This window comes from Vibrio sp. 1CM7H, from assembly GCF_023161645.1.
In the GTDB taxonomy this organism is placed as follows: Bacteria; Pseudomonadota; Gammaproteobacteria; order Enterobacterales; family Vibrionaceae; genus Vibrio; species Vibrio diabolicus.
The window spans coordinates 37354-48882 of the sequence record NZ_JALNTV010000014.1 but is presented as its reverse complement, the minus strand read 5'-3'; the positions used below and the strand labels follow the sequence as shown (position 1 = coordinate 48882).

Genomic DNA, 11529 nt, shown 5'->3' with positions numbered 1-11529 from the left:
CGCGGGGTGGAGCAGCTTGGTAGCTCGTCGGGCTCATAACCCGAAGGTCGTCGGTTCAAATCCGGCCCCCGCAACCAAATACAAGACGATAGATTGAATGCTTATTTATTAGCACAATCCTAAGTCGTCGACGGATGCGCCGCTTGATTCAATTCCTGCTTCTCGCAACCAATCACATCGCTCTTTTCATAATGCTGCGAAGCATGAATCCCCAAAAACTAAATTTTATCCGCATCATATGATGTCGGACGATTTCGTTTGTGTTTAAAACACGATATGAATCGGCTGGCGTACAAGCATGATGAGGTTCTGCATGTTTTATCTACTTTAATTAACAGAGTTATCCACATACGTCGTTCTGTGGATAAGTTAGTTGATAAAGTGTTTTTAGCTTGACTTTTTGCGATGGAGAAGAAAGATCTTTTCGCTGAAGGAAAGTCGAAATAATAACGAAATATTGATTAAGTCTTTGTTAAATAAGAGAAAAATAAGTTTTTTGTCGGATCGGATACGTTAAAATACGATCATTAACTGGTATTTTTTTGATCCTAGTCATTTCTCCAAGCTGTGTTTAACTTTTTTCTGCTAGCTTGTTTTTCTTGAGTCTCAAATTTTTTTCCACATTACAAAATTGAGAACAAGGTCATGAATTGAACATGTAAAAGTGCTTTCAATCTCTTGCATATAGACTACGCACTATGCGTCTCTTGGTAGCCCCTTCTCGACGATTCTTATTAAGCGCTGCTTTTTCGTCTCTGTAGATGCTTTATTCTCAATGGGGAGTTGATTCAGTTGCTCGGCCAAAGCCCATTTGATGTGTTCATCAAGTAATTTATTTTCACCTTGTCGACTTTCTAACGCATCAATGACTCGTTGACTGTATTCTGCATTACCAAGTGCGACAGCAATATTACGCAGCCACTGTATATGACCAATGCGACGAATAGCGGAGCCTTCCATATTTTTTAGAAAAGTCGCTTCATCCCAGTTAAACATGTCAACGAGATCCGGGTTTTTGAAACTATCGCGACGATGGAAATCACTCTGCTCCGTTATGTCGGCGTAGCGATTCCATGGGCAAACCAATTGGCAGTCATCACAGCCATAAATGCGGTTACCCATTGGCTTGCGAAACTCTTCAGGGATCACGCCATCGAACTCGATGGTGAGGTAAGAGATGCAGCGTCTAGCATCGACAACTTTGTCTTCAACGATGGCTTGTGTTGGGCATGAGGTAATGCATGCTTTGCATTTACCGCACTGATCAACGCTTGGCTCGTCAACGGGAAGTGGCAAGTCGATAAGTAACTCGCCTAAAAAGAACCACGAGCCACAGTCCTGATCTAAAATCAGGGAATGTTTCCCTGTCCAGCCTAAGCCTGCTTTTTGGGCGAGTGGTCGCTCCAATATTGGTGCGGAGTCGACGAAAGGTCGGTAACCATACTGACCAACTTCTTGTTCAATAAGTTTGCCGAGCTTATTTAGTTGTTTTCTGACGAGCTTGTGATAATCACGCCCTAATGCATAGCGACTAATATAGGCATGATTTTTATTCGCTAGGTTCGAAGCGAATTGTGCTTCTGGTGGTAGGTAGTCCATCCGAACGCTGATCACACGAACGGTTCCCGGGAGTAGCTCATGGGGTCTAGCTCGCATCATACCGTGACGAGCCATCCAGTCCATTGAGCCGTGATAGCCTGCATCGAGCCACTTTTGCAGTGCGGCTTCATGCTCACTCAGATCAACGTCGCAGATCCCAACTTTTTGGAAGCCGAGCTCTTTTCCCCAAATTTTGATTTGTTGTGCGAGTTGTTCGTAGTTCATGCTAACCACCGGAATAAAAGGGGGGCGGATCTTAACGGATCTCTGGCTTTGGTGCTACCCAGTTAGGGACGTTTTTGATGCTGTGAATACTGCTTATTGAAGTCATTTGCATATATTCTAAATCTAGGTCGATACTAAGGTGATTAAGATACCGTTCCTTGGATACTTTTTTCGCACATATGACATTTGAAAGCTTGTCTCTCAAAACCAACACGGTTTACTATTCCTGTTCTTTTGATTTTTATATAGTCAACGATCATTAGTTAGAGAAGCATCAATGAGCACGAAACAATTCAATTTAAAAGATGAGCACGAAACGGTTGCACTAGGTACCGCTCTGGCTCACCTTTGTTCGCAACAAACCACAATTTATCTGCATGGTGATTTGGGTGCAGGTAAAACAACCTTTAGTCGTGGTTTTGTCCGTGCTCTTGGCCATCAAGGTAACGTGAAAAGCCCAACTTATACTCTAGTCGAACCGTATCAGTTGGATCAGTGGCAAGTGTACCATTTCGATCTTTATCGTCTTGCGGATCCTGAAGAGCTTGAGTTCATGGGGATTCGAGATTACTTCACAGATGATGCAATTTGCTTGGTTGAATGGCCTGAAAAAGGGCATGGTTTGTTGCCACAACCGGATCTTGATGTGAACATTCGCTACCAAGGTGAGCAGCGTGTAGCCGAACTAACAGCTAATAATGATTATGGTGTGCAGTTACTCAGTCGATTGGAGCTATGTTGAGTTTTTCAAATTTTAGAGTAGTGGCGACGTTTGTCGCCACTTTTCTCCTTCTCATCCCCAATTTAGCATTTGCTAACGTCGTTAAGAGTTTTCGAGTTTGGCCTTCTCCTGATGAAACGCGTGTTGTCATCGATTTAGGCTCGGAAGCTGACTATTCCTATTTCTCTTTATCCGGACCGGATCGTCTTGTCGTGGATTTAAAAAGCACGACCATGCAGGCCAAACTGCCTGTTACTGTTACGGACAGCCCGGTTTTAAAGCTAGTTCGAAAAAGCTCTCCGCCAGAGAAGGGCACCTATCGTTTGGTGTTTGAACTGAAAAAGAGCGTTCAAGCAGAATTGTTTAAATTAAGCCCAACACCTGGCGGGCAATATGGTCACCGTTTGGTGATTGACCTGCCGCACGGTAAGAAAGCATCGACTTCAGCTTCTAAACCGAGCAAGCCAGCGGCGACCAGTAAAGACATGAGTTCAGTACAAAGAGCTCAAGAAGTCTTGATCGTTATCGACCCTGGTCACGGTGGTGAAGATCCTGGCTCTATTGGCCCTTCACGCCGTAAGTACGAGAAAGACGCGGTATTGAGTATCTCAAGAAAAATTGCTGCTCAGCTCGATGCTACGCCTGGGATTAAAACGCGTATGACACGTACCGGAGATTACTTTGTGAATCTAAACCGTCGTGTAGCCATTGCCCGTGAAAATGATGCTCACTTACTGATTTCCATTCACGCTGATGCGTTTACCTCACCGAAGCCTCGCGGAGGTTCGGTTTTCGTGCTGAATACCCGTCGTGCAAATACTGAAATTGCTCGCTGGGTTGAGAACCATGAGAAACAATCTGAAATATTAGGTGGTTCGGGTAATGCGTTCTTCACTAAGACCAAAGATCGTAACGTGAACCAAACTTTGTTGGACTTGCAGTTTAGTCATTCACAAAAAGAAGGGTATAAGCTGGCAACAGAAATCCTTGGTGAGATGGGACGTGTTGCGCACCTGCATAACACCAAACCGATTAATACTAGCCTTGCTGTTTTACGCTCTCCGCAGATTCCGTCTGTATTAGTGGAAACGGGCTTTATTTCTAACCCAACAGAAGAGCGGTTGCTGTTTCAACGAGCGCACCAAGATAAGTTAGCTCAGGCGATCACTAAGGCGGTCGTTAAGTACTTAAAAGATAATCCACCAGAGGGTACGGTATTCTCGCCTTCAGCGAAACCAATAGTGCATACCGTAAAACGTGGCGAGTCGTTATCGGTGATTGCGAATAAATATGGGCTTAGCTCTAAAGCGCTGATGTCGGCAAACAACTTGAAGTCGACTGGGTTGGCAATTGGTCAGAAGCTCAAAATCCCTTCTGCTGGCACGATTAAAGTGCCAAGTAAACCGATTACTGTTGAGACAGAAACCATTATTCACAAGGTTAAGTCAGGTGAGTTCTTAGGTAAGATCGCGAGTCACTATAAAGTGAAGGTTTCAGATATCCGCCGTGAGAACAACCTGAAGTCAGATACCTTGTGGGTAGGACAAAAGTTGAAGATAACAGTCGCTGTCAAAGATAAGCCGATCCGTAAGCACAAAGTTTCTCGAGGTGAATACCTTGGTAAAATAGCGTCCAAATACGGCGTCAGCGTTTCGAGCATACGTAAAGCGAACAACTTACGCTCTGATCAGCTGGCGGTTGGGCAAGTTCTTATCATTCCAAACAAGTAGGTGAGCTTTTAACTCATTATGACGATTAAAATTTTGCCAGCTAGACTTGCAAACCAAATCGCAGCAGGGGAAGTGGTCGAAAGACCAGCCTCTGTGATTAAAGAACTGGTTGAAAATAGTCTTGATTCTGGCGCAACTCGAATCGATATCGATATCGAGAAAGGAGGCGCAAAGCTGATTCGTGTTCGTGATAACGGCAAAGGTATCGCGAAAGATGAACTCGGCTTAGCGCTCAGTCGTCATGCTACATCTAAGATACATACCTTGGATGATCTCGAAGCCATCATGAGTCTAGGTTTTCGTGGTGAAGCGTTAGCCAGTATTAGCTCAGTTTCGCGTTTGACGCTCACATCGCGTCCTGCGGCGCAAGAAGAAGCCTGGAGTGCCTACTCCGAAGGGCGTGATATGCAGGTGAAGCTTAAGCCAGCAGCGCACCCGATTGGCACGTCTGTTGAGGTGTTGGACTTATTTTTTAATACTCCAGCGCGTCGCAAGTTTCTTCGTACGGAGAAAACAGAATTTGCTCATATTGATGAGTTATTGAAACGCATTGCGTTAAGTCGCTTTGATGTCACCATCAATGTGCGTCATAACGGCAAGATCATCCGTCAATATCGCGCGGCGAAAAATCAGCTTCAAACCGAAAAACGTATTGCAGCTGTCTGCGGTAACGCGTTTGTTCGACACATGCTCAGAATAGAGCTTGAGCATCAAGGGTTAAAGCTACATGGGTGGATTACCACACCAGAGGGAGCCAGGCAGCAAAGCGATTTACAATATTGCTATGTGAATGGCCGAATGATGCGTGACAAATTAATCAATCACGCGATTCGTCAAAGCTATGAAATGAGCTTAAAGCCAGATCAGTTTGCTGCGTATGTGCTCTTTATTGAGCTAGATCCGCACCAAGTAGATGTGAATGTTCACCCTGCTAAGCATGAAGTGCGCTTTCACCAAGCTCGCTTAGTGCATGATTTCATCTATCAAGCTTTGGCGGATGCACTTGCGCAAAGCGCCGTGATTGATAAACCACAGGTTAATGAATCCGCATTTCATCGTGTGGAACCGACTGAGTCCGAAGAGGTTGAGCATTCGCCTGAGCCTGAAAAATTGCAAAGGCCGACACCTTCACCAGTTCCAGAGCGTGTTTATCAAGCGATAGAGAGTACACCGGCTTATCCTGGACGCAGTGATTATGAAGTTAAACCTCGCGATCGCAGTCCTAGGGATACTTCCGTGCGAGAAGCTCGCGTTGCGGACTCGTTCAAGCGTACTGATTGGGTGGAATCCAAACCAGCACCAAAGCCGAATCACAATAAAGAGCGCCATGTTGAGCCAGCACCAAGCAAGCAAGAAGTGCGCGCTTATCACGAGTTGTTGAAAACGCCAGAGTTTGAGTCTCAACCCGTAACGCCGATAGAGCCCCAAAAGGCAACTTCGAATGCATCACTTCCATCGATTAATGCATTAGGCAAAGCGCTAGTGATGGTCGATGAGCAATTTGTTTTGATGAGCAGTGACAGTGGGGCGGCGTTAGTCTCGTTACCTAGAGCGGAATTTTATCGTGTAAAAGGGCAGCTCACTCCAAGCGATGGCGCGCTTAAAGCACAACCTCTACTCGTTCCTCTATCTATTAAGTTAGAGGCCGAGTTAGTGAAGCTGGCTCAAGATTATCAACAAGATTTGGCGTTACTTGGCATTCAATTGAAAGCGAGAAATGAGCAAGCCTTAATGGTGATGGGCGTTCCCGCGCCGCTACGTCAACAAAACTTACAAAATCTAGTACCAGATCTGTTATCTTACGCGCAACCTTGTGTGAAGGAAGGTATAGCAACGGCTCAGATGCTGTCTGAGTTGATAGATTGGCTCGCATTGCAGGTCACGACAGTGAAGAGTCATTATACTTTTTCTGAAGCAATTCAAATTATTGCGGAACTTGAACAGCTAAGAGATGGTCAATTGCCATTAGAGGATACAAAATTCGTATCCGCTGTTGATTTCTCTGCCACGATAGCCAAATTAAAACCATGACAGATAAACTACCTTTGGCGCTATTTTTAATGGGGCCAACAGCATCAGGCAAAACTGAGTTGGCGATTCGTCTTCGTCAAAAGTTCCCGGTTGAGATCATCAGTGTTGATTCTGCTTTGATCTATAAAGGGATGGATATCGGTACGGCGAAACCGGATGAAAAAGAGTTAAGTTTAGCGCCTCATCGCTTGATTGATATTTTGGATCCGAGCGAATCTTACTCTGTAGCCGACTTTCGTCGTGATGCATTGAAAGCGATGGATGATATTGTTGCAGAAGGAAAAATTCCACTCTTAGTGGGTGGGACAATGCTGTACTATAAGGCGCTACTTGAAGGTTTATCCCCACTTCCTGCTGCAAATCCTGAAATTCGTCAGCAAATTGAACAAGAAGCATTGACTAAAGGTTGGTCAGTGTTGCACGATGAACTCAAAGAGGTTGATCCTGTGTCAGCTGCGAGAATCCATCCCAATGATCCCCAACGTTTATCTCGGGCATTGGAAGTTTTTCGTATTTCAGGTAAAACTTTGACTGAATTGACTCAAACGAAAGGTGAAAGCCTGCCATACCGAGTCAAGCAGTTTGCAATAGCTCCCAAGGATAGGGCAGAACTTCACCGTCGAATTGAACTTCGTTTCGAAAAGATGATGGAAGCGGGCTTTGAAGAAGAAATGAAAGCGCTACATTCGCGAAAAGATCTTCACCCCGATCTTCCTTCCATACGATGCGTCGGTTACCGACAGATGTGGGAGTATTTAGATGGGGAGTGTACACGTGACGAAGCAGTATTTCGTGGCGTATGCGCGACTCGTCAATTGGCCAAGCGTCAAATCACCTGGTTACGCAGCTGGGATGACTTAACTTGGTTGGATAGCGAGAACATTGAACAGGCATTAGAAACGATGTCGGAAGCAATAGCATCTGATTGACATAGCTGTGTATAATGTGATCGTTTTTGCGTGAACGCACTCTCAAAGGATCTGTTGTTGGCGGTTTTTATACTATGCTGCTAATTACTTAGAGTGCATTTTTGATTCGTTTAGCTCAGATGCAAAAGCAGTATCTTTTGCATTGCACCACTAGCTAAATAATTACAACTACAAATTAAATAAGGAAAATAAAATGGCTAAGGGGCAATCTCTACAAGACCCATTTCTAAACGCGCTACGTCGTGAGCGTATCCCGGTATCTATCTACCTTGTGAATGGTATTAAACTACAAGGTCAGATCGAATCGTTCGATCAATTTGTGATCCTGCTGAAGAATACTGTTAACCAAATGGTGTACAAGCACGCGATCTCAACAGTTGTGCCGGCTCGTCCAGTGAGCCATCACAGCGGTGAACGTCCACAAGGTGAGCGTCCACAAGAGAAATCAGAAGATTAATTCTTCATCGAGTATTTTTAAAATAAGGAGTTGATTGCTTGTTTGACCGTTATGAATCCGGTGAGCGAGCCGTACTTGTTCATATCAACTTCACGCAAGAAGGTGAATGGGAAGATCTGGCTGAGTTCGAAATGCTGGTTTCTTCTGCTGGGGTAGAGGCGCTACAAGTGGTAACTGGTAGTCGTCAATCCCCACACCCGAAATACTATGTCGGAGAGGGTAAGGCCCAAGAGATTGCTACTGCGGTACAGTCGACAGGTGCCGAAATTGTGATTTTTAATCACGCCCTCTCTCCTGCCCAAGAACGTAACCTCGAAGCACTGTGCCAATGTCGAGTTCTCGACCGCACTGGTCTTATTCTCGATATCTTTGCTCAACGAGCTCGAACACACGAAGGTAAGCTACAGGTAGAGCTGGCTCAACTTCGTCATATCTCTACTCGTTTGATTCGTGGTTGGACGCACCTTGAAAGGCAGAAAGGGGGGATTGGTTTACGTGGCCCGGGTGAAACCCAGCTGGAAACCGACCGTCGCTTATTGCGTGACAGAATCAAAGCCATCCTGCGACGCTTAGACAAAGTAGCGAAGCAGCGTGAACAAGGGCGCCGCGCCCGAAATCGAGCTGAAATCCCAACGGTTTCACTCGTGGGTTACACCAACGCGGGTAAGTCGACACTCTTCAACCGTATTACAGAAGCTGGCGTGTATGCCGCTGATCAACTATTTGCTACTTTGGACCCGACTTTACGTAAGATAGAGTTAGCAGATGTTGGGCCTGCCATTTTGGCTGACACGGTTGGTTTTATTCGACATTTGCCTCACGACTTGGTTGCGGCCTTCAAGGCAACCTTGCAGGAAACGCAAGAAGCTGACATTTTGTTACATGTTGTTGATGCCAGTGATGAGCGTTTTCGTGAGAATATTCAAGCTGTTCATGAAGTACTAGAAGAGATCGATGCACATGAAGTGCCGACTCTGGTTGTCATGAACAAAATCGACAATCTAGATTCGCAGAAACCACGTATAGAACGAGACGAGGAAGGCGTACCTCGCGCAGTTTGGGTTTCAGCAATGGATGGGTTGGGCATTGATGTCCTGTTTGAGGCACTGACGGAACGTCTGGCGTCACAAATGGTCGAGCATCAGTTGCGAATTCCTCCACAGTATCAAGGACGATTCCGTAGTACCTTCTTCCAAATGAAGTGTATTCAACGTGAGGAATATGACCAGGATGGTAACTTGTTGATCGATATTCGAATGCAGCAAGTAGATTGGTCTAGACTTGAAAAAAGAGAAGGGGCAGTTTTGACTGGCTTTATAGTCACTTAAAGGACTGCTACAGTATAACGTCATATCAAATGATGGAGCTTTCTAATGGCGTGGAATGAGCCTGGAAATAACAACGGCAACAATGGCCGCGATAATGACCCTTGGGGTAATAATAATCGTGGTGGCCAGCGTCCTGGTGGCCGAGATCAAGGTCCGCCAGATTTAGATGAAGTGTTCAATAAACTGAGTCAAAAACTGGGTGGCAAGTTTGGTAAAAAAGGCGGCGGTGGTTCTCCAATCGGCGGCGGTGGTGGTAGTGCAATTGGCTTTGGCGTGATTGCTCTTATTGCTGTTGCAGTTTGGTTCTTCGCTGGTTTTTACACCATCGGTGAAGCAGAGCGTGGTGTTGTGCTGCGTTTAGGTAAATACGATCGTATCGTAGACCCAGGCCTTAACTGGCGCCCTCGCTTTATTGATGAATACGAAGCGGTAAACGTACAAGCGATTCGTTCACTACGTGCATCTGGTCTAATGCTGACTAAAGACGAAAACGTCGTAACAGTCGCGATGGATGTTCAGTACCGAGTGACTGACCCATACAAATACTTGTACCGTGTAACCAATGCAGACGACAGCTTGCGTCAAGCAACGGATTCTGCACTACGTGCAGTAATTGGTGACTCATTGATGGATAGCATTCTAACTAGTGGTCGTCAGCAAATTCGTCAAACTACGCAAGAAACACTGAACCAAATCATTGATAGCTATGATATGGGGCTGGTACTTGTTGACGTAAACTTCCAGTCTGCGCGTCCACCAGAGCAAGTGAAAGATGCGTTTGATGATGCAATCGCAGCTCGTGAGGATGAAGAGCGTTTCATCCGTGAAGCTGAAGCATACAAGAACGAAATTTTGCCGAAGGCAACGGGTCGTGCTGAACGTTTGAAGAAAGAAGCACAAGGTTACAATGAGCGTGTCACTAACGAGGCTCTTGGTCAGGTAGCACAGTTCGAAAAACTACTACCAGAATACCAAGCGGCACCAGGTGTAACGCGTGACCGTCTGTACATTGACGCAATGGAAGAAGTGTACTCAAGCACTTCGAAAGTGTTGATTGACTCGGAATCAAGCGGCAATCTTCTGTACCTTCCAATCGATAAGTTGGCGGGCCAAGAAGGTCAGGCAGACACAAAACGTAAATCGAAGTCATCTTCAACCTACGATCAAATTCAACTGGAGTCTGAGCGTACACAAGAAGACACTTCGAACACGCAGTCTCGTTCAACAGGTTCACGTCAAGGGAGATACTAAGAATGCGTAAGTTAATGATCCCTGTATTGGTAATCGCACTGGCATTAATGTTGATGTCTCTGTTTGTGATTCCTGAAGGTGAACGCGGTATCGTGGTTCGATTTGGTCGTGTTCTTAAAGACAACAACGACATCACTCGAATTTACGAGCCTGGTTTGCATTTCAAGATGCCTCTGTTTGACCGTGTGAAACAACTTGATGCACGTATCCAAACGATGGATGGCCGTGCAGACCGTTTCGTAACGTCTGAGAAAAAAGACGTTATTATTGATACCTACGTGAAGTGGCGTATTGAAGACTTTGGTCGTTACTACCTAGCGACAGGCGGTGGTAATTCGCTAACGGCGGAGGCACTACTTGAGCGTAAAGTAACGGATGTGCTTCGTTCTGAAATCGGTGCTCGTGAAATCAAACAGATTGTATCTGGTCCACGTAACGATGATGTACTACCAGAAGATGCAAGTGCAGATGTTGTCGCAACTGAAGCGGCACGTGAAGCGCTTGAGATTGATGGTGAACGTGACCTAATTATGTCTGAAGTATTGAAAGACACGCGTGAAAGCGCGATGAAAGACTTGGGTGTTCGTGTTGTTGATTTCCGCATGAAGAAAATCAACCTGCCTGATGAAATCAGTGAGTCTATCTACCGTCGTATGCGTGCAGAGCGTGAGTCTGTAGCTCGTAAGCACCGTTCTCAAGGTCGTGAGAAAGCAGAAGTTATTCGTGCTCAAGCTGAGCTAGAAGTGGCAACCATTCTAGCTGAAGCTGATAAGACTGCTCGTGTAACACGAGGTGAAGCGGATGCAGAAGCAGCGAAGATTTATGCTGAAGCATACAACAAAGACCCTGAATTCTTTAGCTTCCTACGTTCGCTACGTGCGTATGAGAAGTCCTTCAGCTCTAAGAGCGATATCCTGGTACTTGATCCGAAGAGTGAGTTCTTCCAATACATGAACCAGTCGAAGGGCAGCATGGAGAAATAATCTCAGCGTCAAATGAAACAAAAGGCTCCTTAGGGAGCCTTTTTTGTATCTGATGCTAAGTGCTAGCTCATCATTATGGCGATTACGGCTCCAGCAACTACTAGGCAGCCACCGATGCGTCGTAGCTGATTGTTGGGCTGTTCACTTAATTGAGCCACCATATTCCGCCAACCGTTTGGAGCAATGAGTGGTCCAATGCCTTCCACGATCAAGACGAGCCCAATCGCCAACCATATGGATTCAGACATACCGCTTTCCAGTCGAATAAAGAAAAC

The 11529-nt window shown here is 45.6% G+C and carries 10 protein-coding genes and 1 tRNA gene; 9 read left to right on the top strand and 2 right to left on the bottom strand.

Features of this window, described 5'->3' with window-relative positions:
• Positions 1-77 (top strand) — tRNA-Met (locus tag MSG33_RS22575).
• A gap of 619 nt (positions 78-696) precedes the next feature.
• Here the strand turns inward: MSG33_RS22575 and queG are convergent.
• Positions 697-1824, bottom strand: coding sequence for a tRNA epoxyqueuosine(34) reductase QueG (queG, locus tag MSG33_RS22570; RefSeq protein ID WP_114324015.1), 1128 nt, complete (start codon positions 1822-1824; stop codon positions 697-699).
• 277 nt (positions 1825-2101) lie between these two features.
• Between queG and tsaE the strand changes: the two genes are divergently transcribed.
• The 8 genes from tsaE (at position 2102) to hflC (ending at position 11254) form a co-directional block, all read left to right on the top strand.
• Entirely contained in the window at positions 2102-2566 is a 465-nt protein-coding gene (gene tsaE, locus MSG33_RS22565; RefSeq protein WP_005395381.1) for a tRNA (adenosine(37)-N6)-threonylcarbamoyltransferase complex ATPase subunit type 1 TsaE, read from the top strand.
• The gene (locus MSG33_RS22560) at positions 2560-4275 is read left to right on the top strand and encodes a LysM peptidoglycan-binding domain-containing protein (protein ID WP_005395379.1); all 1716 of its coding nucleotides are present in this window, start codon (positions 2560-2562) and stop codon (positions 4273-4275) included. Before tsaE ends, MSG33_RS22560 begins: the two co-directional genes overlap by 7 nt.
• Before the next feature lie 18 nt (positions 4276-4293).
• Positions 4294-6306, top strand: a complete 2013-nt coding sequence (gene mutL / locus MSG33_RS22555; RefSeq protein WP_248382194.1) for a DNA mismatch repair endonuclease MutL — start codon at positions 4294-4296, stop codon at positions 6304-6306.
• A complete protein-coding gene (miaA, locus tag MSG33_RS22550) occupies positions 6303-7235 on the top strand; it encodes a tRNA (adenosine(37)-N6)-dimethylallyltransferase MiaA (RefSeq protein WP_005395375.1) in 933 nt (310 codons plus the stop codon). The genes mutL and miaA overlap by 4 nt, the downstream gene beginning before the upstream one ends.
• A gap of 193 nt (positions 7236-7428) precedes the next feature.
• Complete coding sequence (gene hfq, locus MSG33_RS22545; RefSeq protein ID WP_005381379.1) at positions 7429-7692, top strand: RNA chaperone Hfq; 264 nt, start codon at positions 7429-7431, stop codon at positions 7690-7692.
• A 38-nt stretch (positions 7693-7730) separates the two neighbouring features.
• Positions 7731-9020, top strand: a complete 1290-nt coding sequence (hflX, locus tag MSG33_RS22540) for a ribosome rescue GTPase HflX (RefSeq protein ID WP_005381380.1) — start codon at positions 7731-7733, stop codon at positions 9018-9020.
• 45 nt (positions 9021-9065) lie between these two features.
• Positions 9066-10271, top strand: coding sequence for an FtsH protease activity modulator HflK (gene hflK / locus MSG33_RS22535; RefSeq protein WP_005395374.1), 1206 nt, complete (start codon positions 9066-9068; stop codon positions 10269-10271).
• Positions 10272-10273: 2 nt separating this feature from the next.
• Complete coding sequence (hflC, locus tag MSG33_RS22530; RefSeq protein ID WP_005381382.1) at positions 10274-11254, top strand: protease modulator HflC; 981 nt, start codon at positions 10274-10276, stop codon at positions 11252-11254.
• 62 nt (positions 11255-11316) lie between these two features.
• On the opposite strand, the gene MSG33_RS22525 is transcribed toward hflC, so the two are convergent.
• Positions 11317-11502 (bottom strand): DUF2065 domain-containing protein, encoded by a 186-nt coding sequence (locus tag MSG33_RS22525; protein ID WP_005381383.1) that lies wholly within the window; start codon positions 11500-11502, stop codon positions 11317-11319.
• Positions 11503-11529 lie beyond the last annotated feature (27 nt).

What these genes read in the sequence shown, in the direction of transcription:
- queG (WP_114324015.1), bottom strand. Translation starts at nt 1,824, where the DNA reads ATGAACTACGAACAACTCGCACAACAAATCAAAATTTGGGGAAAAGAG.
- hflC (WP_005381382.1), top strand. Translation starts at nt 10,274, where the DNA reads ATGCGTAAGTTAATGATCCCTGTATTGGTAATCGCACTGGCATTAATG.
- MSG33_RS22560 (WP_005395379.1), top strand. Translation starts at nt 2,560, where the DNA reads ATGTTGAGTTTTTCAAATTTTAGAGTAGTGGCGACGTTTGTCGCCACT.
- tsaE (WP_005395381.1), top strand. Translation starts at nt 2,102, where the DNA reads ATGAGCACGAAACAATTCAATTTAAAAGATGAGCACGAAACGGTTGCA.
- hflK (WP_005395374.1), top strand. Translation starts at nt 9,066, where the DNA reads ATGGCGTGGAATGAGCCTGGAAATAACAACGGCAACAATGGCCGCGAT.
- hfq (WP_005381379.1), top strand. Translation starts at nt 7,429, where the DNA reads ATGGCTAAGGGGCAATCTCTACAAGACCCATTTCTAAACGCGCTACGT.
- mutL (WP_248382194.1), top strand. Translation starts at nt 4,294, where the DNA reads ATGACGATTAAAATTTTGCCAGCTAGACTTGCAAACCAAATCGCAGCA.
- miaA (WP_005395375.1), top strand. Translation starts at nt 6,303, where the DNA reads ATGACAGATAAACTACCTTTGGCGCTATTTTTAATGGGGCCAACAGCA.
- MSG33_RS22525 (WP_005381383.1), bottom strand. Translation starts at nt 11,502, where the DNA reads ATGTCTGAATCCATATGGTTGGCGATTGGGCTCGTCTTGATCGTGGAA.